Below are 24,643 nucleotides of genomic sequence, written 5' to 3'. Positions count from 1 at the left end.
ATTTTCGAGCCCTTGTTATAAAACGGCTCTTATGTGTCGCCAGGCCTTTCGACACCCGCTTTGCTTACACCAAACAACTAAGAAACAACTCAACGGAAATAAGGGGACTTAAGAGTGAACAAGTCGGAACTGATTGATGCCATCGCCGCATCCGCTGATATCCCGAAAGCTGTCGCTGGCCGTGCGCTGGACGCAGTAATCGAATCCGTTACTGGCGCTCTGAAGGCCGGTGACTCGGTGGTGCTGGTTGGCTTCGGTACTTTCGCCGTCAAAGAGCGCGCTGCTCGTACCGGCCGTAACCCGCAGACTGGCAAGCCGATCAAGATCGCTGCTGCCAAGATCCCAGGTTTCAAAGCTGGTAAAGCCCTGAAAGACGCTGTCAACTAAGCGTCTCTCTGGCCTTTGCCCATCCAGGTTGACCTGGTCGGCCTGGATACGGAGCGCGAGTCCCATCCGCTCCATCAGTTATGAGAAGGCGCATCCTTGGATGCGCCTTTCTTTTATCCGGATCCCAATACCCACGCTGCACGGCCGTTAGCCCAGTGCAGGCGTTTCGGGGGAAGCATGCTGCAGAATATCAGGGACAACTCCCAGGGCTGGATCGCCAAGACCATCATTGGTGTGATCGTCGTCTTGTTGGCCCTTACCGGCTTCGACGCCATCATCCAATCCACCAGTAACAGCCGGAATGCTGCTGAGGTCAATGGGGAAAAAATTACCCTGAATAGCCTCAATACTGCGGTCGACATGCAACGTCGTCAGCTGATCCAGCAGTTCGGCAAGGACTTTGACGCGTCGTTGCTGGATGACAAGTTGCTGCGTAACTCGGCGCTGGATGGTCTGATCGATCGTACCTTGCTGCTGCAGGGCGCCAAGGACGCCGGCATGGCGATTTCCGATGCGGCTCTCGATCAACTGATCCTGCAGATGCCGGTATTCCAAGTAGAGGGTAAGTTTGACGCCGCGCGTTATGACCAGATCCTGCAGCAGCAGGGCTTCACGCGTATGCAGTTCCGCGAGCGTCTGAAGCAGGACATTCTGGTCAGCCAGCTGCAGGCTGCCCTGGTTGCCAGCAGCTTTGTCACTGACGCCGAGGTGGATGCCTTTGTACGGCTGGACAAGCAGACTCGTGACTTCTCCAGCCGCACTCTGAAGACTGATGCTTCGGCTGTTGAGGTCAAGGATGACGAGGTCAAGGCCTACTACGACGAGCATCCCGATCAGTACATGAGCGCTGAGCAGGTCGTGATCGACTATGTGGAGCTGAAGAAGGAAGCTTTCTTTGATCAGGTTGAGGCCAGTGACGAAGAGTTGCAGGCGCTGTACCAGAAAGAAATCGCCAACCTGGCCGAGCAGCGCCATGCCGCGCACATCCTGCTGGAAGTGAACGATAAACTCACTGACGAGCAGGCCAAGGCCAAGCTTGAAGAGGTCAAGCAACGCCTGGACAAGGGCGAGGATTTTGCTGCGCTGGCCAAGGAGGTTTCTCAGGACCCTGGCTCGGCCAGTAATGGCGGCGACCTGGGTTTCGCCGGTCCGGGTGTCTATGATCCGGCCTTCGAACAGAGCCTGTATGCCCTGAAGGCGGGTGAGGTTTCGGCGCCGGTGCGTAGCGAATTTGGCTGGCACCTGATCAAGCTGTTGGACGTGCAGGCGCCTGAGGTGCCGAGCTTTGCCAGCCTGAAAGACAAGCTGGAGCATGAGGTCAAGGCGCAGCGGGTCGAGCAGCGCTTTGTCGAGGCGGCCAAGGAGCTGGAAGAAGCCAGCTTCGAGGCTTCCGATCTGGCTCAGCCTGCTCAGGAACTGGGGCTGCAGGTGCAGACCAGTGCGCCTTTCGGGCGTGAGGGTGGCGAGGGTGTGACTGCCAATCGCCAGGTCGTGCAAGCGGCCTACGCTCCCGAGGTTCTGGAAGATGGCGGTAACAGCAATGCTATCGAACTCGATCCGGACACCACTCTGGTTCTGCGTGTGAAAGAGCACCGGAAGCCTGAGCTGCTACCGCTCGAGCAGGTTGCCTCCGGTATTCGTCAGACGCTGGCACAGAAAAAGTCCCGTGAAGCCGCCAAGTCCGAAGGCGAGGCTCTGCTGGCCAGCCTGGAGAAAGGCGAAAGCGCGGGGGATGGCTGGGTCAAGGTCGAAGCTGCCAATCGTAGCCGGGAAGGTGTCGACCCACTGGTGCTGCAGGCGTTGTTCCGTATGGCCAAACCGGTCGACGGCCAGCCGAGTTATGCCGGTGTCAGTTTGAACAATGGCGACTTCGTGGTTCTGCGCCTGGAAGGTGTAGGGCAGGCCAAGGCTGAGTTGAGCGATGAAGAGAAGGTCAGCTACCGTCGCTTCCTCGCCTCGCGCAGCGGCCAGCAGGACTTTGCTGCCTATCGCGAGCAACTGAAGGAAAAAGCGGATATCGAGCGTTTCTGATCGCTATCCGTTACCCATGAAAAAGGCCGCGAGAGCGGCCTTTTTCATTTCCGGGCAAGGAATCAGTCTTCGATGTTGCCCATGGCGGTGGTGTTGAAGCCGCCGTCCACGTACATGATCTCGCCACTGATACCGGATGCCAGGTCGGAACAGAGGAAGGCGCCGGCGTTGCCGACTTCCTCGATGGTCACGTTGCGGCGCAGCGGGGTTTGTTTCTCGTTGGCGGCGAGCATCTTGCGGAAGCTCTTGATGCCACTGGCGGCCAGGGTGCGGATCGGGCCAGCGGAGATGGCGTTGACGCGAGTGCCTTCCGGGCCGAGGCTGCCGGCCAGGTAGCGCACGCCAGCCTCGAGGCTGGCCTTGGCCATGCCCATGACGTTGTAGTTGGGCATGGTGCGCTCGGCACCCAGGTAGGAGAGGGTGAGAATGCTGCCGTTGCGGCCCTGCATCAGCGGGCGGCCGGCCTTGGCCAGGGCGACCAGGCTGTAGGCGCTGATGTCGTGGGCGATCTTGAAGCCTTCGCGGGTGGTGACTTCGGTGAAGTCACCGTCCAGCTGGTCGCCTGGGGCGAAACCAACGGAGTGGACAATGCAGTCGAGGCCGTCCCACTTCTTGCTCAGCGCTTCGAATACGGCCGCGATCTCCTCGTCATTGGCTACATCGCAGGGGAAGCACAGTTCGGGATTGGAGCCCCAGCCAGAGGCGAACTCTTCGACGCGGCCCTTGAGCTTGTCGTTCTGGTAGGTGAAGGCGAGCTCGGCGCCTTCGCGATGCATGGCAGCGGCGATGCCCGAGGCAATCGACAGTTTGCTGGCCACGCCAACGATCAGTACGCGCTTACCGGCGAGAAAACCCATGTGCGTTGTTCCTCTTCTAGTTAATCAACGGTTGCCGGGGCCATGAATGCGGCTTCCAGCAACTGCCGGGTATAGGGGTGCTGTGGCGCGGCGAATACCGCCTCGGCCGGCCCCTGCTCAACCACCTTGCCCTGTTTGACCACCATCAGCTGGTGGCTCAGAGCCCTGACCACCGCCAGATCATGGCTGATGAACAGGTACGTCAGGTTGTACTTGGCCTGCAACGAGCGCAGGAGTTCCACCACTTGGCGCTGTACCGTGCGGTCGAGCGCCGAAGTGGGCTCGTCGAGCAGGATCAGCGCCGGCTTCAGCACCAGTGCCCGGGCAATGGCAATCCGCTGCCGTTGCCCGCCAGAAAACTCGTGGGGGTAGCGATGCCGGGTTTCCGGATCCAGTCCTACCTCCTTGAGCGCGTCGATGACCGCCTGTTCCTGCTCCTCAGCACTGCCCATGCCATGGATACGCAGACCTTCGCCGACAATCTGGCTCACGCACATGCGTGGGCTGAGACTGCCGAAGGGGTCCTGGAAGACCACCTGCATCTGCCGGCGCAGGGGCCTCACGGCCTGCTGCGACAACCCGTCCAGCGTCTGGCCCTGGAAGCGAATAGCTCCTTGGCTGCTGAGCAGCCGCAGGATCGCCATGCCGAGGGTGGATTTACCGGAGCCGCTTTCGCCGACTATGCCCAGGGTCTGGCCCTGGGGCAGGCTGAAGTCGATACCGTCCACTGCCTTGACATGGTCGACCGTGCGCCGCAGCAACCCTTTCTTGATCGGGAACCACACGCGCAGGTCGTCCACTTCCAATAGCGGCGGGCCGGCGGGGTTGGCCGCAGGCTCGCCGCTGGGCTCGGCGCCGAGCAGTTCCCGGGTATAGGGATGCTGCGGAGCGCGGAACAATTCGTCACACGACGCCTGTTCGACGATGCAACCGCGCTGCATGACACATACGCGGTGGGCGATTCGTCGCACCAGGTTGAGATCGTGGGTAATCAGCAGCATGGCCATGCCCAGGCGTGCCTGCAGATCCTTGAGCAGATCGAGGATCTTCAGCTGTACGGTAACGTCCAGCGCCGTGGTCGGCTCGTCGGCGATCAGCAGCTCCGGCTCATTGGCCAGGGCCATGGCGATCATCACCCGCTGGCGCTGGCCGCCAGACAGTTCGTGGGGGTAGGCCTTCAGCCGCTTTTGCGGTTCGGGAATGCCGACCAGCTCCAGTAACTCGATGATCCGCGCGGTGGCGGCTTTACCGGTAAGGCCCTTGTGCCAGGCCAGAATCTCGCCGATCTGCTTGCCAATGCTGTGTAGCGGATTGAGCGAGGTCATGGGCTCCTGGAACACCATGGCGATGCGGTTACCGCGGATGGCGCGCAGTTTTTCCGGTGACAGCTGCAGCAGGTCCTGGCCGTCATAGTGGATGCTGCCGGCCGGATGGCGGGCCAGCGGATAGGGCAGCAGGCGCAGGATGGAATGGGCGGTGACCGATTTGCCGGAGCCACTTTCGCCAACCAGCGCCAGGGTCTCGCCCTTGCGGATTTCGAAGTTGACGCCTTCGATCACTCGTTGGGCCCGATTGCCGATGACGAACTCGACGGCCAGGTCGCGTACTTCGATGAGGTTGTTCGGGTCGGTCATCTTATTTCCTCGGGTCGAAGGCATCGCGGGCGGCCTCGCCGATGAACACCAACAGGCTGAGCATCAGGGCCAGCACGGCGAAGGCGCTGATGCCCAGCCAGGGTGCCTGCAGGTTGGCCTTGCCCTGGGCCACCAGTTCACCCAGCGAGGGCTCGCCTGCCGGCAGGCCGAAGCCGAGGAAGTCCAGTGAGGTCAGGGTGCCAATGGCGCCGGTGAGGATGAAGGGCATGAAGGTCATGGTCGAGACCATGGCGTTGGGCAGGATGTGGTGGAACATGATGCCGCGATTGCCCATGCCCAGCGCGCGGGCAGCACGTACGTATTCCAGGTTGCGGCCACGGAGGAACTCGGCGCGCACTACATCGACCAGGCTCATCCAGGAAAACAGCAGCATGATGCCCAGCAGCCACCAGAAGTTGGGCTGGACGAAACTGGCCAGGATGATCAGCAGGTAAAGCACTGGCAGCCCCGACCAGACCTCCAGGAAGCGTTGGCCGGCCAGGTCGACCCAGCCACCGTAGAAGCCCTGCAGGGCGCCAGCCAGAACGCCGATCAGTGAACTGAGAATGGTCAGTGCCAGGGCGAACAGTACCGAAACACGGAAGCCATAGATGACGCGTGCCAGCACGTCGCGCCCCTGGTCGTCGGTGCCTAGCCAGTTCTGTGCCGAGGGTGGGGCGGGAGCCGGTACCTGCAGTTCGTAATTGATGCTGGAGTAGCTGAACGGAATCGGTGGCCAGAGTATCCAGCCATCCTTTTTGGCAATCAGCTCCTGGATATAGGGGCTCTTGTAGTTGGCCTGCAGGGGGAACTCACCACCGAAGGTGGTTTCCGCATAGCGTTTGACCACCGGAAAGTACCAGTCGCCGTCGTAGCGCACCGCCAACGGCTTGTCGTTGGCGATCAGTTCGGCACCCAGGCTCAGCACGAACAGGCCGAGGAACAACCACAGCGACCACCAGCCGCGTTTGTGCGCTTTGAACAGGGCGAGGCGGCGTTGATTGATAGGAGAGAGCTGCATCATCAGTTCTCCCGGGTTTCGAAGTCGATGCGTGGGTCGATCAGGGTGTACATCAGATCGCTCAGCAGCTTGGCCACCAGGCCGAACAGGGAAAAGATGAACAGGGTGCCGAACACCACCGGGTAGTCGCGGTTGACGATGGATTCGAAGCCCAGCAGGCCGAGGCCGTCTAGGGAGAAGATCACCTCGATGAGCATGGAGCCGGCGAAGAAGATGCCGAGGAAGGCGCTAGGAAAGCCGGCGACCACGATCAGCATGGCATTACGGAATACGTGGCCGTAGAGCACGCGGCGGTCGGTAAGGCCCTTGGCGCGGGCGGTCACAACGTATTGCTTGCCGATTTCGTCGAGGAAGCTGTTCTTGGTCAGCAAGGTGAGGGTGGCGAAGTTGCCGATCACCAGGGCCGTCACCGGCAAGGCCAGGTGCCAGAAGTAGTCGGCAATCTTGCCGCCCAGGCTGAGGTCGTCGAAGTTGCTGGAGGTGAGCCCGCGCAAGGGGAACCAGTCCCAATAGCTGCCGCCGGCAAATAGCACGATCAGCAGGATGGCGAAGAGGAAGGCGGGGATGGCGTAGCCGACGATGATCGCCGAGCTGGTCCAGACGTCGAAGGCACTGCCGTGGCGGGTGGCCTTGGCGATGCCCATCGGGATGGAGACCAGGTAGGTGATCAAGGTGCTCCACAGCCCGAGGGAAATGGAGACCGGCATCTTCTCCAGAATCAGGTCGATGACACTGGCGTCACGGAAGAAGCTCTTGCCGAAGTCCAGTTGCGCATAGCTGCTGATCATCAGCCAGAAGCGCTCGGGAGCGGACTTGTCGAAGCCGTACATCTTCTCGATTTCTTCCACCAGCTTGGGGTCCAGGCCCTGGGATCCACGATAACTGGACCCGGCCACGGCCACTTCGCCGCCACCGCCGGAGACTCGAGCGGTAGCACCGCCAGAGGCGGCGTCGAAGCCCTCCAGTTTGGCGATCATCTGCTCCACCGGGCCGCCGGGGGCTGCCTGGACGATGATGAAGTTGATCAGCAGGATGCCCAACAGCGTGGGAATGATCAGCAGCAGGCGGCGGACGATATAAGCCAGCATCAGTTGGCGTCCTGCCCGGGGGCTGTGGGTGTTTCAGGGGCCGTTTGCGGGGCGTCGTACGGTGTTTCTTCCCACCAGGTCATCAGGCCGTAGTCATACAGCGGGGTCGTTTCGGGGCGGCCGAAGCGCTTCCAGTAGGCCACGCGCCAAGTATCCACGTAGTAGTTGGGCACCACATAGTGGCCCCAGAGCAGGGCGCGATCCAGGGCGCGGGCATGGGTGATCAGCGATTGCCGCGAGTCGGCGCGGATCAGGCCTTCCACCAGGGCATCGATGGCCGGGTCGCGCAGGCCGATGTAATTGCGGCTGCCGGGGTTGTCGGCACTGCTGGAGTGCCAGAACTCACGTTGCTCGTTACCTGGCGAGCTGGACTGCGGCCAGATCGCCGAGGTCATGTCGTAGTCTCGCGAGCGCAGACGGTTGATGTACTGGGAGGCGTCGACACGGCGAATCTGCAAGTCGATCCCCAGGCTCGCCAGGTTGCGTTTGAACGGCAGGATCACACGTTCGAGATTGGGCTGGTAGTTGAGGAATTCGAAGACCAGCGGCTTGCCGCCCGGGCCGGTCATCTTGTCATTGTCGATGCGGTATCCGGCCTCGGTCAGGAGTTGGTAGGCGCGACGGTTCTGCTCGCGAATGATGCCGCTGCCGTCACTCACCGGCAGTTTGAACTCCTGGCTGAAGACTTCCGGTGGCAGTTTGTCTCGCAGGGGTTCCAGCAGTTTCAGCTCGGCCTCGTCCGGCAAGCCGCTGGCGGCCAGCTCGGAGTTGGCGAAGTAGCTGTTGGTGCGTATGTAGGCGCCATAGAACAGCTGCTTGTTGGCCCACTCAAAGTCGAACAGCAGGGTGATTGCCTCGCGTACACGGCGGTCCTGGAAGACCGGTCGGCGCAGGTTGAACACATAGCCCTGCATGCCGGCGGGGTTGTGGTTGGGGATGGCTACCTGGACGAACTTGCCGGCGCGCAGGGCGGGCGAGTCGTAGCCGGTGTTCCAGTCCTTGGCCGAGTACTCCAGATTGATATCGAACTGGCCGGCCTTGAAGGCCTCCAGAGCCACCTGGCTGTCACGGTAGGAGTCGACGCGGATACTGTCGAAGTTATACAGGCCGCGGCTCACGGGCAGGTCTTTGGCCCACCAGTCCTTGACCCGCTCGAAGTGCACGGAGCTGCCTGGGGAAACCTTGCCGATACGGTAGGGGCCGCTGCCCAGCGGCACGTCGAGGTCGCCGCTGGAGAAGTCGTGCTTGGTTGGCAGCAGGCGCAGGTTCGTCAGAGCCTCCAGTTGCTCTGGTTGCACGGCGGCGGGGAAGGTCAGTTGCAGGTTGTCGTCGCTGGCCTGCAGGTGCTCAGTACCGGGCAGGTTGGCGTCACTGGCCGCCAGGCGCTGGTAGTTCAGCCTGATCAGGTCTTGCGATAGCGGCTGCTCGGCGTCCTTGCTGTGAATCAACACACGCTCGGGCTGGGTCTCATTCACGCTGATCTCGGCCAGCTCGCCGAGGGAAGTGGCAGTGTCTGCCTGGCTTTCGTCCAGTTCGGTCCACCAGTGCTTGGGCAGCACCTGAAGCTGGCCGAGGATCAGGGGCAGCTCGCGGTTTTCCTTGTGTTTGAAGTCGAAGCGCACGCGCAGTTTGTCTTCGGCCACTACCTGGGCCACATCGGCGTAGTAGTGGCGATACATAGGGTGGCCTTTCTCGACCAGGGTATTGAAGGTGAAGATCACATCCTCGGCGGTGACCGGCGTGCCGTCGTGGAAACGGGCCTTGGGATTGAGGATGAAGCGCACGTAGCTGTTGTCTGGCGCCTGGTCGATCTTCTCGGCAAGCAGGCCGTACTCGGTGAAGGGTTCGTCCGGCGAGTGGTAAGTCAGGCTGTCATAGATCAGGCCGACGCTGGCCGGATTACCCTTGGCGATGAAGGGGTTGAAGCTGTCGAAGCCGCCGACTTCCTGCTGGCGTAGCACGCCACCCTTGGGGGCGTCCGGGTTGACGTAGTCGAAGTGCTGGAAGTTGGCGGGGTACTTGGGCGGCTCTCCGTAGAGGGTCAGCGCGTGGCGTGGTTCGGCCTGTGCGGTGCCGGCCAGTAGCAGCAGGGCGGCGCCAAGGGTGCGCAGGGCAGGGGTCATCGAGCGATCTCCGTGGGCTTCAGCCACCAGGCCCGCAAACCCAGGGTGTAGGGCGGGGTGGTGACGAAGGCGAACCGATTGCGGTACGCCAGACGATGGTGGTTGATGTACCAGTTGGGAATGCTGTAGTGCTGCCAGAGCAGGATGCGGTCCAGCGCGCGGGTCGCGGCGATCTGCTGCTCGCGGGTCTGCGCGGCCAGCAGTTTGTCGAGCATGGCGTCGACGACCGGGTGACGCACGCCGGCGTAGTTCTTGCCGCCTTTCACATCGGCCTGGCTGGAGTGGAAGTACAGCCACTGCTCCAGGCCGGGGCTGAGGCTCTGCGCCAGGGTCATGAGGACCATGTCGTAATCGAAGTGGTCCAGGCGCTGTTTGTACTGGGCGCGGTCGACGGTGCGCAGTTCGGCCTCGATGCCGATGCTGGCGAGGTTCTCGGTGTAGGGCTGGAGGATGCGTTCCAGGTTGGGATTGACCAGCAGTATCTCGAAGCGGAACCGTTCGCCCTTGGCGTTGACCAGATGTTGTCCGGAGGGTTTCCAGCCGGCCTCTGCCAGCAGGCCCAGGGCTTTACGCAGGGTTTCCCGGGGAATGCCGCGGCCATCGGTGTAGGGCAGGGTGAACGGTTCGCTGAACAGTTTTGCCGGCAGCTGCTTGCGGTAGGGTGAAAGCAGCAGCCATTCGGCGCCCTCGGGCTTGTCGGTGGCGGCGAACTCGCTGTTGGGGTAGTAGCTGTTACTGCGTTTGTAGGCGCTGTTGAACAGGGCCCGATTGGTCCACTCGAAATCGAACATCAGCCCCAGTGCCTCGCGCACCTTGCGGTCGGCAAAGGTCGCCCGGCGGGTGTTCATGAACAACGCCTGGGTCTGGGTGGGAATCTGGTGGGGAATCTCGGCACGGATCACCTCGCCACGGGCGATGGCGGGAAAACGGTAGGCATTGGCCCAGTTCTTCGCCTGGTGCTCGATATAGAAGTCGAACTCGCCAGCCTTGAAGGCCTCGAAGGCGACACTGCTGTCGCGATAGAACTCCACCTCGACCCGGTCGAAGTTGTACTTGCCGCGATTGACCGGCAGTTTCTCGCCCCACCAGTTCTTGACCCGCTCGAATACCAGGCTGCGGCCGGGTTCTACCTTGCTGATGCGATAAGGGCCGCTGCCCAGCGGCACCTCGAAACTGGTGGCCTTGAAGTCGCGGTTCTTCCAGTAATGCTGGGGCAGCACCGGCAGCTCGCCCAGACGCAGAATCAGCAGCGGATTGTTGGCCCGCTTGAGCACGAAGCGGATGCGATGGCGGTTGAGGATGTCGACCCGCTTCACTTCCTGCAGGGAGGTGCGATATTGCGGGTGACCGTCCTTGACCAGGGTGCGATAGGAAAAGGCGACATCGAAGGCGGTAATCGGCTGACCGTCGTGGAAGCGCGCTTCCTCGCGCAGGTTGAACACCACCCAGCTGCGGTCCTCGCTGTACTCCACGCTCTTGGCAATCAGTCCATAGCTGGAGGCAGGCTCGTCGCCGGATGGGTCGTAAGCGCCGGTGCCGACCATCAGCGGCTCATTGAACTCGCTGACCCCGTATTGCAGGAAATTGGGCGCGGCAGACGGGCTGCTGCCCTTGAAACTGTAGGGGTTGAGGGTGTCGAAGGTGCCATAGGCCATGACCCGCAGGGTGCCGCCCTTGGGCGCATCGGGGTTGACCCAGTCGAAATGGGTGAAGCTGGCCGGGTACTTGAGTGTCCCGAACTGTGCGTAGCCATGGCTTTCGACAACGGCCGCGAAAGCGGGAAAGCTCATGGCCAGGCCGAGAATCAGCGAGAGCAGAGGACGCATCGGGTGCAGGGTCCAGTCCATGGGGCTTTCTGACGGTAGACCTGGCCTACCGTGCGTTGGTTTGCCGGTACAGTAACAGCTTGTATCCGCAGGAAAAAGAGTGCTTGCCAGAGCAGTTGCTGGCATTTTGATTACACTGAAACAAATTGAAAGAGGTGTTTGTTCTGGTGGAACGCAGTATCGGTTTACAGGCATGGATAGATCGTTTGAATCAGGCCGAATTGCCTGCCCTGGCTGCCGTGGTGCACGACCTGCATCGCCTGTCGCAGGCTGACCATGCCTCGGTACAGCAGCTGGCGGATGTGCTGTTGCGTGATGCCTCGCTGACTTCCAAGGTGCTGCGTGTCGGCAACAGCGTCTATTACAACCCTTCCCAGGAAAGCATTCGCACCATTTCACGGGCCATCGTGCTGATCGGTTTCGACAATGTTCGCCTGATCGGTACGTCGGTCAGCCTGATCGACAGCCTGTTGACCAAGGTGCCGCGCGAACAGCTGCAGATGCTACTGGCGCGTTCATTTCACGCGGCGGTACAGGCACGCAACATTGCCGGCTATGTCCTGACCAAGAATCAGGAAGAGGTGTTCATCGCCGCCTTGCTGCATACCGTGGGCGAACTGGCCTTCTGGGCTTGCGGAGGCGACCAGGCCGATGAGCTGGCCGACGCTCTGGAGCAGCCTGGTGTGGATGTGGAGGAGGCGACTCGCCAGGTTCTGGGCCTTAGCTTCCGCCAGCTCACTCTTGGTTTGGTGAAAAGCTGGAATCTGGGTGAGCTGGCGACCTTCGCGCATGGCAGTGGCAACCAGCACGACCCTGCTGTGCGCGCTATCAATCTAGGCGTGAAAATCAGCGAGGCGGCTTTGGAGGGCTGGGATTCGCCAGAGATGGAGAAGCTGGTGGCGCAATTGGCGGAGTTCACCGGGGTCAGCGCCGAGGATGCGCTCACGCAGGTGCTGGAAAGTGCGCAAGAGGCTGTCGAGGTGGCGGCCACCTTCGGTGCCAGTCAGCTGTGCAAGCTGATTCCCAATACCGACCCGGAGCAAATCAAGCTGCAGCAGCAGGAGCGCAAGGTTCGCCTGTTGCAGCCAGATTTGCTGGTGTTGCAACAGGCGTTGCAGGACCTGGGCATGATGGTTAGTCAGAAGGGCGACGTCGGGCTGATTCTCGATACCCTGCTCAAGGGTCTGCACCAGGGCGCCGGACTGGAGCGGGTGATGCTGGCCGTGCTGGCCGACGGGCAGAGTCGCTTCCGCGCCAAGCGGGTGGTGGGCGAGGGTACCGAGCACTGGCTGGCGGACTTCCAGTTGCCGGCGCAGCAGGCCGAGCAGCCGCATATCTTCAGCTACGCACTGCGTAACCGCGAGGCCTTGTGGATGGGCGTGCCGGCCAGCTACAACCTGGCCGAGCTGGTGACCTTGCCGATGCGCCAGATGCTGGGGCAGGGCATGTTCTTCATCGCGCCGCTGTTGGCGGGTACGCGTGAAATTGGTGTGCTCTACGCCGACAGTCGCGTGTCCGGGCGGGCGCTCAAGCATGAGCAGTTCGTGGCCTTCCAGCGTTTCACCCAGTTGACCGGGCGTTGCCTGGAGGCACTGAGCAAGCGCTGATCAGTCCTTGGCAAGTCGCTGCATAGGGCTAGGGGTGCGGCGGTAGCTGCCCTGGCGATAGAGCGTAAGTATTGGAAAGGCCGCCCTAGGGCGGCCTTTCTGCTTGGCATCAGTCGAGGTACAGCGTGAGGGTCTGGCCGGGCTTGAGTAGACGGCTGTCACTGCGCGGGTTCCAGCTCTGCAGGCGTTTGACATCGACCTTGAAACGCTGGGCGATCAGGTACAGCGAGTCGCCCTGCTTGACCCGGTAATAGGTGATGTTCTGTCGCGGGGCGCTCTTGGCTGCCGCTACCGAGTTACCGGTGCCGCCGGCGCCACCATGGATTTCCAGTATTTGCCCCAGGCGCAACTTGCTGCGGCCATCCAGCTTGTTCCAGCGCTGCAGGTCCTTGAGCTGCACCTGATGGGCATTGGCGATCTGCCAGAGTGTGTCGCCGCTCTTCACCCGATAGCGCTGCGGCTTGCCGGTGGTGGCCTTGGCCACTTGCTGGTGCAGGGCGGTACCAGGCTCTGCTGCGCTGCCTTGGCCAGGAATGTTCAGTATCTGGCCAACACGCAGGTGATTGCTGGTGAGCTTGTTGATGTCCTTGAGGGTGCTGACCGTCAGATGATGGCGGTTGGCGATGCTGTGCAGGTTGTCGCCGGAACGCACCCGGTATTCCTGCCAGTTCACCAGTTCCTGCGGTTTCATCATGGCCAGGTTGGCATTGAACAGCTCGGCCTTGTCGGTCGGCACCAGCAGGTGCAGCGGGCCATCCATGGTGATGCCTTTCTTGAAGGCGGGGTTGAGGCTTTCCAGCTCGTCTTCTTCCATGTCGACCATGGCCGCGACTCTGGCCAGGTCGAGCCCCGGCTTGCTGGGCACCTGTTCGAAATAGGGTTCGTTGGCGATGGGGTTGAGGCTGATGCCGTAGGCCTCGGGGGCCAGCACGATCTGCGACAGTGCCAGCAGCTTGGGCACGTAGTCCTGGGTTTCCTTGGGCAGCGGCAGATTCCAGTAGTCGGTGGGCAGGCCGAGCTTCTGATTGCGCTCCATGGCCCGGCTCACCGTGCCTTCGCCGGCGTTGTAGGCGGCCAGTGCCAGCAGCCAGTCGCCGTTGAACATATCGTGCAGGCGGCTCAGGTAGTTCAGGGCGGCGTTGGTGGAGGCGGTGATGTCGCGGCGCCCGTCGTACCAGTTGGTTTGGCGCAGATTGAAGTAGCGGCCGGTGGACGGAATGAACTGCCAGATACCCACGGCATGGCTGCGCGAGTAGGCATAGGGGTTGTAGGCGCTCTCGATCATCGGCAACAGCGCCAGTTCCATCGGCATGTTGCGCTCGTCCAGGCGCTCGACCACGTAGTGGATGTAGCGGCTGCCACGCTGGCTGGCACGTTCGAGGAACCTGGGATTGCCGACGAACCACAGGCGCTGGTTCTCGATGCGCGGGTTGACGCCTATCTCGTCTTGCAGCGCGAAACCCTCGCGCATGCGTTCCCAGATGTCGGCGGGTGCTTGCTGGGTAGACGCATCAAGCCACTCGGGCTCCTGCTGCAGACTCACGGCACGATCGGTGTCGTTACCATCCTCATCAGCGCCGCCCATGCTCTGGCAGCCCGCGACTACCATGCACATCATCACCGCCAGAGCCCTTGTCGCTCGTGCCAATGCCGTTGAATCAAGGGTTCCAAAAGGTAATAAAAACATTGGTCGCTAGTTACTGCCGGCGCAAAAAAGTTCCGGGATTCTAGGAATGCACCAGGGGGTGGTCAAGTTTTCACCAGTCCGAGGGGCCGGATCAGGCGATCTTGAAGACATCCTTCCAGCGTCTCAGTGCGGCAAATACCTCCACTGGCTGGCGTTGAAGGGTTCCTTCCCGTTCGTCGACTATTTCTTTAACGGATGTTTCCTGGCAGCGCAGGAAAGGGTTGCTGGCCTTCTCCAGGGCAATCGTCGACGGCAGGCTGATGCGCCCGGCAGCACGCCAGGCGCTGACTTCGGTAAAGCGTGCGGCAACCGCCGGATTTGCAGGCTCGACTGCGCGGGCGAAGTGCAGGTTGCTCAGGGTGTATTCGTGGGTGCAGTAGACCAGGGTAGCGTCCGGCAGGGCTGCCAGGCGGCTCAGCGAATCGTGCATCTGCGCCGGCGTGCCTTCGAACAGTCGGCCGCAGCCGGCGGCGAACAGGGTATCGCCGCAGAACAGCCAGGCATGCTCGGCCTGATGGTAGGCAATGTGTCCCAGGGTATGGCCGGGCACTGCATATATAAGGAAGTCGAGGCCGAGCACATTGACCCGGTCACCTTCGTCCAGGGCCAGGTCGCGGGCCGGAATCGTTTCCCGTGCGGGGCCGCAGACTCTGGCGCCGGTCGCGGCCTTGAGCTGGGCCACACCGCCGACGTGGTCCGGGTGATGGTGGGTGATCAGGATGTCGCTGAGCTGCCAGCCAGGGTGGGCCGCCAGCCAGGCCAGCACGGGCGCGGCGTCGCCGGGGTCGACCACGGCACAGCGCTGGGTGGCGGGGTCTTGCAGCAACCACAGGTAGTTGTCGCTGAAGGCGGGAAGAGCGTCGATCTGAAACATTTTGCGGGTCGCCAAGCAGGGATCATTGGCGCATCTTAAGCGGCATGACCCTTCTTGTGTGATTGGAGGTGTGATGAGCGAGCAACCTTTCGCCCAGGCCGATGCCGACTGGCTCCGCCTGACTCAGGATGCGCGCGCCTGGCTGGCTTCGCCGCTGGGCGAGCTGCTGCTGGCCGAACAGCGCGAGGCGCTGGACGAGGAGCTGGCCCGCTACTTCGGCGGTTATCTGGTGCACTACGGCCCGGCCCTGGCCGAGCCACCGAAGGCGCCGCAGATTCGCTGCAACGTGCGTCTCGGCGCGCCGTTGGCCGGGGTGCAGATCGCCTGCGAGGAACAGGCCTGGCCGCTGGGCGAGCACGCGGCCGATGTGGTGGTGCTGCAGCACGGGCTGGACTTCAGCCTGTCGCCCCACGGCCTGCTGCGCGAGGCGGCGCGTAGCGTGCGCCCCGGCGGTTACCTGCTGATCACCGGGATCAATCCCTGGAGCACCTGGGGGCTGCGCCATTATTTCGCTCGCGATGGTCTGCGGCAGGCCCGCTGTATCTCCTCCAGTCGTCTGACCGACTGGCTCAACCTGCTGGGCTTCGCGCTGGAGAAACGCCGCTTCGGGTGCTATCGTCCGCCGCTTTCCGCGCCGACCTGGCAGGCACGCCTGGCCGGCCTGGAGCGCTGGGGCGACCGCCTCAAGGCGCCAGGTGGTGGCTTCTACCTGCTGGTGGCACGCAAGCTGGTGGTCGGTCTGCGGCCACTGCGACCGGTGCAGCGTGCCAGCATGGGCAAGTTACTGCCGCTGCCGGTGGCCAAGGTCAGCCGGCGCGACTCGAAGAATTGGCAAGAAAGAAGCGAATGAGCGAAGAAATAGTCGAGATTTACACCGATGGTGCCTGCAAGGGTAATCCTGGCCCCGGCGGCTGGGGGGCTTTGCTGGTATTCAAAGGCGCCGAGAAGGAGTTGTGGGGTGGCGAGCCCAACACCACCAACAACCGCATGGAGCTGATGGCGGCGATCTGTGCGCTGATCGCCCTGACCCGGCCCTGTTCGGTGCGTCTGGTGACCGACTCGCAGTACGTGATGAAGGGCATCCAGGAGTGGATGCCGAACTGGAAGAAGCGCGGCTGGAAGACGGCCAGCAAGGAACCGGTGAAGAACGCCGACCTGTGGCAGGCGCTGGACGAGCAGGTCAATCGCCACCAGGTCGAGTGGCGCTGGGTGCGCGGGCATACCGGCCACCCGGGCAACGAGAAGGCCGATCAGCTGGCCAACCGTGGCGTCGACGAAGTGAGGGCAATGAAGCATGCGTAGTGTCGTACTCGATACCGAAACCACCGGCATGCCGGTCACCGATGGACACCGCATCATCGAGATCGGCTGCGTCGAGCTGGAAGGCCGGCGCCTGACCGGGCGGCACTTCCATGTCTACCTCAATCCCGATCGCGAGATCGACGAGGGTGCCATCGCCGTTCACGGCATCACCAACGAGTTCGTTGCCGACAAGCCGCGTTTCAAGGATGTGGCCGACGAGTTCTTCGAGTTCATCACCGGTGCGCAGCTGATCATCCACAACGCGGCGTTCGACGTTGGCTTCATCAACAACGAATTCGCGTTGCTGGGGCAGAGCGAACGTAGCGATGTCGCCGAACACTGTTCGATCCTCGATACCCTGCTGATGGCTCGCGAGCGTCACCCGGGGCAGCGCAATAACCTCGACGCCCTGTGCAAGCGCTATGGTGTCGACAACTCCGGGCGTGATCTGCACGGCGCCTTGCTCGACGCCGAGATCCTTGCCGACGTCTACCTGACCATGACCGGCGGCCAGACTCACCTGTCGCTGGCCGGCGAGGGTGGCGACGGCAGCGGCCGTGCCGTTCCCAGCCCGATCCGTCGGCTGGACGCCAACCGCGCCCTGACCCGGGTGATCCGCGCCAGCGAAGCCGAGTTGGCGGCCCATGCCGCACGCCTGGCGGTGATCGAGAAGTCTGCTGGCGGCCCGTCGCTGTGGGCGCAGATGGAGGCGCCGCAGGAGTCCTGACCAGAGCGGGTCGTATGGCCAATGCGACCTTTTCTTATAGCTTGCCGCTGTGGGGGGTTCCGCCGTTCGAGGCGAACTTCTAACCTGAGAGGATCAGGCGTCGCAGAGCGCCTACTCTCAGGACCCCACAATGTATAAAGACCTGAACTTCCCCATTCTTATCGTTCACCGCGACATCAAGGCCGATACCGTTGCCGGCGAACGCGTGCGCTCCATCGCCGAGGAACTCGGCAAGGATGGCTTCACCATCCTGTCCACCGCCAACTCGGTCGAGGGGCGCATCGTTGCCTCCACCCACCACGGTCTGGCCTGCATCCTGGTCGCCGCCGAGGGGGCCGGCGAGAACCAGCGCTTGCTGCAGGACATGGTCGAGTTGATTCGCGTGGCGCGGATGCGTGCGCCGCAGTTGCCGATCTTTGCTCTGGGTGAACAGGTCACCATCGAGAACGCACCGGCCGAGGCCATGGCCGACCTCAACCATCTGCGCGGCATTCTTTATCTGTACGAAGACACCGTGTCCTTCCTCGCCCGGCAGGTGGCGCGCGCCGCACACAACTACCTGGATGGTCTGCTGCCACCGTTCTTCAAGGCGCTGGTGCAGCACACCGCGCAGTCCAACTATTCCTGGCATACGCCGGGCCACGGCGGTGGCGTGGCCTATCGCAAGAGCCCGGTGGGGCAGGCCTTCCACCAATTCTTCGGCGAGAACACCTTGCGCTCCGACCTCTCGGTGTCGGTGCCCGAGCTGGGCTCGCTGCTCGACCATACCGGTCCGCTGGCCGAGGCCGAGGCCCGTGCGGCGCGCAACTTCGGCGCCGACCACACCTTCTTCGTGATCAACGGCACCTCGACCGCGAACAAGATCGTCTGGCATTCCATGGTCGGTCGCGACGACTTGGTGCTGGTGGATCGCAACTGCCACAAGTCGATCCTGCACTCGATCATCATGACCGGCGCCATCCCGCTGTACCTGTGCCCGGAGCGCAACGAGCTGGGCATCATCGGGCCGATTCCGCTCTCCGAGTTCAGCAAGGAATCGATCCAGGCCAAGATCGATGCCAGCCCGCTGGCCAAGGGCCGCGCGCCCAAGGTCAAGCTGGCGGTGGTGACCAATTCCACCTACGACGGCCTCTGCTACAACGCCGAGATGGTCAAGCAGGCCCTGGGCGACTCGGTAGAGGTGCTGCACTTCGACGAGGCCTGGTACGCCTACGCCGCCTTCCACGAGTTCTATGCCGGTCGCTACGGCATGGGAACTCGATGCGACGAGCAGTCGCCACTGGTGTTCTCCACCCACTCCACGCACAAGCTGCTGGCGGCCTTCAGTCAGGCCTCGATGATCCACGTGCAGGATGGCGGCGCGCGCCAGCTGGATCGCGACCGCTTCAACGAAGCCTTCATGATGCACATCTCCACCTCGCCGCAGTACGGCATCATCGCCTCGCTGGACGTGGCTTCGGCGATGATGGAAGGCCCGGCCGGACGCTCGCTGATCCAGGAAACCTTCGACGAGGCGCTGAGTTTCCGTCGCGCCCTGGCCAACCTGCGGCAGAACCTGGCGCCGGACGACTGGTGGTTCAGCATCTGGCAGCCGCCGCAGCCGGATGTGGGTGAGCCGGCGCGTACCGCCGACTGGCTGCTGCAGCCGAATGCCGAGTGGCACGGCTTTGGCGAGGTGGCCGAAGACTACGTGCTGCTCGACCCGATCAAGGTCACCCTGGTGATGCCGGGGCTGTCCGCCGACGGCAAGCTGACCGAGGCGGGCATTCCCGCGGCGGTGGTCAGCAAGTTCCTCTGGGAGCGTGGCCTGGTGGTGGAGAAGACCGGCCTTTATTCCTTCCTGGTGCTGTTCTCCATGGGTATCACCAAGGGCAAGTGGAGCACGTTGCTTACCGAGCTGCTGGAGTTCAAGCGCTTGTACGACGCCAATGTGCCGTTGCTCGACGCGCTGCCGAGCATTGCTCGCGAACATGCGCAGCGCTATGCGGGCATGGGCCTGCGTGACCTGTGCGACCAGCTGCACGGCTGCTACCGAGAGAATGCCACGGCCAAGGCGCTCAAACGCATGTACACGGTGCTACCGCAGGTGGCGATCAAGCCGGCCGATGCCTACAACCAGCTGGTGCGTGGCGAGGTCGAGGCGGTGCCCATCGAGCAGCTGGAAGGGCGTATCGCTGCGGTGATGCTGGTGCCTTATCCGCCGGGTATCCCGCTGATCATGCCAGGTGAGCGCTTCACGCCCGAGACCCGCTCGATCATCGACTACCTGCAGTTCGCACGCGCGTTCGACAGCCAGTTCCCGGGGTTTGATGCCGACGTACACGGGCTGCAGCGCGAGGGTGACCGCTACACCCTGGACTGCATCCGGCAGTAGGCACCCGCCTCGGGGCGGGCGCCCGTGGCTTCAGAGCCAGTGGCTGACCGCCCACCAACCCAGGCCGCCCATGACGACCGTATAGGGCAGGGCCATCCACACCATGCGCCCGTATGACAGGCGGATCAGGGGGGCGATGGCCGAGGTGAGCAGGAACAGGAAGGCCGCCTGGCCATTGGGAGTCGCCACGCTGGGCAGGTTGGTGCCGGTGTTGATGGCGATCGCCAGGGTATCGAAATGCTCGCGGGTCATATCGCCGGCCAGGAAGGCCTGCTTGACCTCAGTGATGTAGATGGTGGCGACGAAGACGTTGTCGCTGATGGCCGAGAGCAGGCCGTTGGCGATGAACAGCATGCCTGGCTGCTGTTCGCTGGGCATCGCCAGTACTGCTTCGATGATTGGGCTGAACAGGTGTTGTTCGTGGATCACCGCCACCACGGCGAAGAACACTACCAGCAGTGCGGTGAAGGGCAGGGCTTCCTGGAAGGCTCGGCCGATCTGGTGCTCGTCGGTAATGCCGTTGAAGGCGGTGATCAACACGATGACCAGCAGGCCGATCAGTCCGACCTCGGCGACATGGAAGGCCAGGCCGAGGATCAGGATAAATGCCGCCACGGCTTGAACCACCAGGGCCGCGCGCTGACTGTGGGTGCGATGGCTGTCGTCTTCGCGGGAGTGATCCGCCAGCACCTGGCGCACTGCGGCGGGCAGGCGTGTGCCATAGCCGAACCAACGCAACTGCTCCAGCAGCACGCAGGTTATCAGGCCGGCGGCCAGGACCGGCATGGACACGGGAGCCATACGGCCGAAGAACTCGCCGAAGTGCCAGCCGGCTTCATGGCCGATCAGCAGGTTCTGCGGCTCGCCCACCAGAGTGCATACGCCTCCCAGTGCGGTGCCGACGGCGCCATGCATGAGCAGGCTGCGCAGGAAGGCGCGAAACTGTTCCAGGTCTTCGCGGTGCAGTTCCACAACATCACTATCACTCTGTACTCCACTTTCTTCGCGCGGATTCTTGCCAGAGGCGACCCGATGGTAGACCGAGAAGAATCCGACGCCGACGCTGATGATCACGGCGGTCACCGTGAGCGCGTCGAGAAAGGCCGAGAGAAACGCCGAAAACAGGCAGAACAGCAGCGACAGCAGGGCCTTGGAGCGCACGCCCAGGAGCAGTCGGGAGAAGATGAAGAGCAGCAGGTCCTTCATGAAATAGATGCCGGCAACCATGAACATCAGCAGCAGCAATACCGGGAAGTTATGCGCCAGTTCTTCATACAGCGTTTGCGGTGTGGTCAGTTGCAGTAGCAGGGCCTGCAGGACCAGCAGACCGCCGGGCTGCAGTGGGTAGCACTTGAGGGCCATGGCCAGGGTGAAGATGAATTCGCCGACCAGCAGCCAGCCGGTGACGGCCGGGCCGAGGCTCCATAACACCATGGGATTGGCGATCAGAAACAGGATGATGGTCAGCTTGTACCAGTGCGGCGAGTTGCCCAGGAAGTTGTGCATCAGTGCGCTGGCGAGTGATCTCTGCATCTCTGTTTCCCCCAGGTAAAACGCCGAGCATCCCAGCTCAGTTCCAAAAAGATCAAGCGTTTAACGGATATAGTCAAAATTCTTCTTAGCTTTGCTAGCGTGTCCTGCGTCACAGTGGCCGGCATCGACTTTTATCGCGTGCTTGTTATAGTGGGCCGATCTATTCCAAAACAATACATCTATGCGCACTCTGGTGCGCCTTGCTCGCGAGGATGATCTGCGTGCCCGACTACAAAGCTTTCCGCGTCGAGTTACTCGACAAGATCGCCCATGTGCAGATCAATCGCCCCGACAAGATCAATGCGATGAACGTCGATTTCTGGGAAGAAATCATCGAGATCTTCCGCTGGGTCGACGATACCGACGAAGTTCGTGCAGTCGTGCTCTCCGGTGCCGGCAAGCATTTCTCCTCCGGAATCGACCTGATGTTGCTGGCCCAGGCCGGCAGCCAGTTGGGCAAGGATGTCGGGCGTAACGCCGAGGCCCTGCGCCGCAAGATCCTTCAGTTGCAAGCTTCCTTCAACGCCGTCGACAACTGCCGCAAGCCGGTGCTCGTCGCTATTCAGGGCTATTGCCTGGGCGGCGCCATTGACCTGATCTCGGCCTGTGACATGCGTTACAGCACGCAGGATGCGCAGTTCTCCATCAAGGAGATCGACATGGGCATGGCTGCCGATGTCGGTACCCTGCAGCGCCTGCCGCGCATCATCGGCGACGGCATGATGCGTGAGCTGGCCTATACCGGACGCACCATCGATGGCGCCGAGGCCCTGCGTATCAACCTGGTCAACCGCACTTTCGCCAGTCAGGAGGAACTGCTGGCCGGCGTGTTCGCCATTGCCCGCGAGATTGCCGAGAAATCGCCCATCGCCATTCGCGGCACCAAACACATGATTCGCTACATGCGTGACCATCGCGTCGATGACGGTCTGGAGTATGTGGCCAACTGGAACGCGGCCATGTTGCAGTCCGCCGACCTGCGCGTGGCCATGGCTGCGCACATGAGCAAGCAGAAACCGGAATTCGCCGACTGATAGCAGTCTAGAGAGGTTCAGCAGACCTATGGTCACTGGAGCGACATCCCTGAGCCTGGTGCGTGATGAGTTGTTCACCACCATGGAAGAGACCGAACAGAGTCTCGAACACTTCATTGCCGAACGAAACAACGGCAGCCTGCTGCAGCAGGCCGTGGAAAACCTCCAGCAGGTGCGCGGCACCCTCAATCTGATCGAGTTGGCCGGGGCTGAGATGCTGGCCCAGGAAGTGCTGCAACAGGCTACCGACATCCCTACCGGTGCCGGCGAGGAGCGCGATGGCCAGCTGACCGCGCTGAGCAATGCCCTGTATGTATTGCGCCGCTATCTGGAAAACGTCGACGCCCACCGCCAGGAAATGCCGGAGCTGCTGCTGCCGGCGATCAACGAACTGCGTCAGGCCGGTGGCCAGCCACCGTTGCCGGAAAGCTTCTTCTTCAGTGTGCGCCTCGACCATATGCGCCCGGCCGGCGTGCCGGCCGCCCCAGTCGCTGCCGAGGCTGCCCGCCGTCTGCGCCACATGTATCAGGTCGGGCTGCTCGGTTTTATTCGCGAAGACAATCCTCAGGCCGGCCTCAAACTGATGCTGCGCGCCCTGGCGCGCCTGGACAGCCTGTTCGCCGACAAGCCGGCGGGGCGCCTGTACTGGGTTGGCGCGGCTGCGCTGGAGTCGCAGCTGGACGGTCAGCTGCTGCCGCGCAAGGCGCGCAAGCAGTTGTTCTCCCGTCTGGATCGCGAGATCAAGCAGGCTCTGGCCGGCAATGGCAGTTACGAAGTCCCGCGCAGCCTGCTCAAGGAATTGCTCTATCTGGTGGCTCTGGCCGACAGTCGCGGGCCGCATGCCAGTGCGGTGCATGAAGCGTTCGGCCTGGCGCCGTTGCCGTTCACCGATCATCTGCTCGACGAGGAGTACCAGCGCCTTTCGGGGCCGGGGCAGGGCGTCATGCGCTCGCTGTCTTCGGCGATTCGCGAGGAGTTGGCCGGAGCCAAGGATCTGCTCGACCTGATTGAGCGTGGTACGGCTCAGGCGGACAGCTTCGGCAACCTGCATGCCCTACTCGGCAAGATGGCCAAGACCCTCAGCATGGTAGGCCTCAGCTCGGCCTCCAACGCGCTGCAGGTGCAGCTGCCGGTGGTCGGTGGCTGGAGCGAGAACAGTCCTGCGCAGGCCGATGAGCTGCATCGCTTGGCCGAGGCGGTGCTCTATGTGGAAAGCATGGTGGCCAGTCTGGAGCGCGGTGAACAACGTAACTCGCGCCCGGCTCCGGTGCAGCCGGGGGACGAGGGCGAGGCCTTCGCCGCGCATCAGCTGGTCGAGGCGCGCATCGTGGTGATCGACGAGGCCCAGGGCGGTCTGGCCCTGGCCAAGCGCGCCATCACCTCCTACCTGGAATCGGGCGGCGATCGCATGCACTTGGCCAACGTGCCTATCAGCCTGCAGGCGGTGCGTGGCGGCATGTGGTTCCTCAATCAGGAGCGGGCGGCCAAGCTGATCGGTCTGTGCGCCGATTACATCCAGAAGCAGATGATCGACGTTCCGCAGATGCCCTCGGAGCAGATGCTGGAAACCCTGGCCGATGCCCTCAGCAGCCTGGAGTACTACCTCGAGGCGGGTGCTGTGCTGCGTCCGGAAACGACCCCGAGCGTGCTCGACCTGGCCGAAGAGAGCGTGCGTGCCCTGGGTCTGTCGGTAGCCGCCTGATGAGTACTGGCTGGCAGACCACCCCGTTGCTGGACAATGCCCTGCCAGGCGGCTGGGCACTGGTGCGCAGCCCTCAGGGCTTTCTGGCCGATGGCAATGGCGTACTGTTTCCACGTGAATGGCTCAAGCGCCAGGACCTGTCGATCCGCGGCGAGCACGGCCTCGGCCAGTTCGATGGCGAGCCGGTCTGGATGCTGGTGCTGGACCAGCCGGCCGAGCTGGAAGGTTGCTTCTGGCAGAGCTTGCGGCAATTCATGCTACAGGCCGACTATCCGACTTTCCGCATGCTGGCCTTCGCCGACCAGGTCGGTACCTGGCAAGCCAATCATCGCTTCTGCGGTCGTTGCGGCAGTGCGACCCAGCAAGTGCCGGGCGAGCGCTGCATGCGCTGCCCCGCGTGCGGCCTGGACAGCTATGCGCGCATCTCGCCGAGCATGATCGTGCTGGTGACGCGCGGTGACGAGGTGCTGCTGGCTCGGTCGCCGCGTTTTGTGGCCGGGGTCTACAGCACGCTTGCCGGTTTCGTCGAGCCCGGCGAGTCGGCAGAGGAATGCGTAGCTCGCGAGGTGCGCGAAGAGGTTGGTATCGAGGTGCGCAACCTGCAGTATCTCGGCAGTCAGGGCTGGCCATTCCCGCACTCGCTGATGTTGGGCTTTCATGCCGAGTACGCCGGCGGCGAGATAGTGCCGCAGGCCGACGAGATCGAGGATGCCGCCTGGTTCCACATCGAGAATCTGCCGCCACTGCCGATGCAGCGCTCCATCGCCCGTTATCTGATCGACCTGTATGTGGCGCGCCGACTCGGATTGCCGGAGCCGCAGCTGCACCGTTGAGTT

Annotated in this window: 19 protein-coding genes; 10 read left to right on the top strand and 9 right to left on the bottom strand. The window is 62.6% G+C overall.

All coding sequences use genetic code 11. The features are described 5' to 3' along the window. The first annotated feature begins 114 nt into the window (after positions 1 to 114). On the top strand, positions 115 to 387 hold the full coding sequence (hupB, locus tag AYB31_RS04250) for a nucleoid-associated protein HU-beta (protein ID WP_003087931.1): 273 nt from the start codon (positions 115 to 117) through the stop codon (positions 385 to 387). 177 nt (positions 388 to 564) lie between these two features. Next, the gene (locus AYB31_RS04245; RefSeq protein WP_068826111.1) at positions 565 to 2,418 is read left to right on the top strand and encodes a SurA N-terminal domain-containing protein; all 1,854 of its coding nucleotides are present in this window, start codon (positions 565 to 567) and stop codon (positions 2,416 to 2,418) included. Between the two features lie 62 nt (positions 2,419 to 2,480). Here the strand turns inward: AYB31_RS04245 and fabI are convergent, their stop codons facing one another. The 6 genes from fabI to AYB31_RS04210 are packed head-to-tail and all read right to left on the bottom strand — an operon-like array spanning position 2,481 to position 10,967. Further along, positions 2,481 to 3,275 carry an enoyl-ACP reductase FabI gene (gene fabI, locus AYB31_RS04240; protein WP_068826109.1) on the bottom strand — a complete coding sequence of 265 codons (795 nt, stop codon included), beginning with the start codon at positions 3,273 to 3,275 and terminating at the stop codon, positions 2,481 to 2,483. Positions 3,276 to 3,295: 20 nt separating this feature from the next. Further along, positions 3,296 to 4,909, bottom strand: coding sequence for an ABC transporter ATP-binding protein (locus AYB31_RS04235; RefSeq protein ID WP_068826107.1), 1,614 nt, complete (start codon positions 4,907 to 4,909; stop codon positions 3,296 to 3,298). Between the two features lies 1 nt (position 4,910). After that, the gene (locus tag AYB31_RS04230; RefSeq protein ID WP_068826808.1) at positions 4,911 to 5,930 is read right to left on the bottom strand and encodes an ABC transporter permease; all 1,020 of its coding nucleotides are present in this window, start codon (positions 5,928 to 5,930) and stop codon (positions 4,911 to 4,913) included. A gap of 2 nt (positions 5,931 to 5,932) precedes the next feature. Then, entirely contained in the window at positions 5,933 to 7,018 is a 1,086-nt protein-coding gene (locus AYB31_RS04225; protein ID WP_068826105.1) for a microcin C ABC transporter permease YejB, read from the bottom strand. Next, positions 7,018 to 9,141 (bottom strand): extracellular solute-binding protein, encoded by a 2,124-nt coding sequence (locus AYB31_RS21020; protein ID WP_082805192.1) that lies wholly within the window; start codon positions 9,139 to 9,141, stop codon positions 7,018 to 7,020. The genes AYB31_RS04225 and AYB31_RS21020 overlap by 1 nt, the downstream gene beginning before the upstream one ends. Further along, on the bottom strand, positions 9,138 to 10,967 hold the full coding sequence (locus AYB31_RS04210) for an extracellular solute-binding protein (RefSeq protein WP_068826804.1): 1,830 nt from the start codon (positions 10,965 to 10,967) through the stop codon (positions 9,138 to 9,140). Before AYB31_RS04210 ends, AYB31_RS21020 begins: the two co-directional genes overlap by 4 nt. Positions 10,968 to 11,131: 164 nt before the next feature. On the opposite strand from AYB31_RS04210, the gene AYB31_RS04205 reads away from it, so the two are divergent. Further along, positions 11,132 to 12,574: an HDOD domain-containing protein gene (locus tag AYB31_RS04205; protein WP_068826806.1), complete on the top strand. Its 1,443-nt coding sequence runs from the start codon at positions 11,132 to 11,134 to the stop codon at positions 12,572 to 12,574. A 109-nt stretch (positions 12,575 to 12,683) separates the two neighbouring features. Here AYB31_RS04205 and AYB31_RS04200 read toward each other — a convergent pair whose 3' ends face one another. Together AYB31_RS04200 and gloB are read right to left on the bottom strand one after the other, a co-directional pair. Next, positions 12,684 to 14,261 (bottom strand): LysM peptidoglycan-binding domain-containing protein, encoded by a 1,578-nt coding sequence (locus tag AYB31_RS04200; RefSeq protein ID WP_068826103.1) that lies wholly within the window; start codon positions 14,259 to 14,261, stop codon positions 12,684 to 12,686. Between the two features lie 91 nt (positions 14,262 to 14,352). After that, complete coding sequence (gloB, locus tag AYB31_RS04195; RefSeq protein ID WP_068826802.1) at positions 14,353 to 15,135, bottom strand: hydroxyacylglutathione hydrolase; 783 nt, start codon at positions 15,133 to 15,135, stop codon at positions 14,353 to 14,355. 73 nt (positions 15,136 to 15,208) lie between these two features. On the opposite strand from gloB, the gene AYB31_RS04190 reads away from it, so the two are divergent. The 4 genes from AYB31_RS04190 (at position 15,209) to AYB31_RS04175 (ending at position 19,538) form a co-directional block, all read left to right on the top strand. Continuing rightward, complete coding sequence (locus AYB31_RS04190; RefSeq protein WP_068826101.1) at positions 15,209 to 15,985, top strand: class I SAM-dependent methyltransferase; 777 nt, start codon at positions 15,209 to 15,211, stop codon at positions 15,983 to 15,985. After that, positions 15,982 to 16,437, top strand: a complete 456-nt coding sequence (rnhA, locus tag AYB31_RS04185) for a ribonuclease HI (RefSeq protein ID WP_068826099.1) — start codon at positions 15,982 to 15,984, stop codon at positions 16,435 to 16,437. The genes AYB31_RS04190 and rnhA overlap by 4 nt, the downstream gene beginning before the upstream one ends. Next, positions 16,430 to 17,164 carry a DNA polymerase III subunit epsilon gene (dnaQ, locus tag AYB31_RS04180; RefSeq protein ID WP_068826097.1) on the top strand — a complete coding sequence of 245 codons (735 nt, stop codon included), beginning with the start codon at positions 16,430 to 16,432 and terminating at the stop codon, positions 17,162 to 17,164. Before rnhA ends, dnaQ begins: the two co-directional genes overlap by 8 nt. Before the next feature lie 130 nt (positions 17,165 to 17,294). Beyond that, a complete protein-coding gene (locus AYB31_RS04175) occupies positions 17,295 to 19,538 on the top strand; it encodes an Orn/Lys/Arg decarboxylase N-terminal domain-containing protein (protein WP_068826095.1) in 2,244 nt (747 codons plus the stop codon). Between the two features lie 30 nt (positions 19,539 to 19,568). Here AYB31_RS04175 and nhaB read toward each other — a convergent pair whose 3' ends face one another. Continuing rightward, the gene (nhaB, locus tag AYB31_RS04170; protein ID WP_068826093.1) at positions 19,569 to 21,071 is read right to left on the bottom strand and encodes a sodium/proton antiporter NhaB; all 1,503 of its coding nucleotides are present in this window, start codon (positions 21,069 to 21,071) and stop codon (positions 19,569 to 19,571) included. Between the two features lie 221 nt (positions 21,072 to 21,292). Here nhaB and AYB31_RS04165 point away from each other — a divergent pair, with 221 nt between their 5' ends. From AYB31_RS04165 to nudC, 3 genes are read left to right on the top strand one after another with little or no spacing between them, the layout of a single operon-like run. Then, positions 21,293 to 22,105: a crotonase/enoyl-CoA hydratase family protein gene (locus AYB31_RS04165; RefSeq protein WP_068826091.1), complete on the top strand. Its 813-nt coding sequence runs from the start codon at positions 21,293 to 21,295 to the stop codon at positions 22,103 to 22,105. 28 nt (positions 22,106 to 22,133) lie between these two features. Then, positions 22,134 to 23,807 (top strand): ferrous iron transporter B, encoded by a 1,674-nt coding sequence (locus AYB31_RS04160; protein ID WP_068826089.1) that lies wholly within the window; start codon positions 22,134 to 22,136, stop codon positions 23,805 to 23,807. Then, a complete protein-coding gene (nudC, locus tag AYB31_RS04155) occupies positions 23,807 to 24,640 on the top strand; it encodes an NAD(+) diphosphatase (protein WP_068826087.1) in 834 nt (277 codons plus the stop codon). The genes AYB31_RS04160 and nudC overlap by 1 nt, the downstream gene beginning before the upstream one ends. Positions 24,641 to 24,643 lie beyond the last annotated feature (3 nt).

The sequence above is a fragment of the Pseudomonas sp. BMS12 genome, from assembly GCF_001592875.1.
Lineage (GTDB): Bacteria > Pseudomonadota > Gammaproteobacteria > Pseudomonadales > Pseudomonadaceae > Aquipseudomonas.
This window is presented reverse-complemented; position numbering and strand designations above follow the sequence as displayed.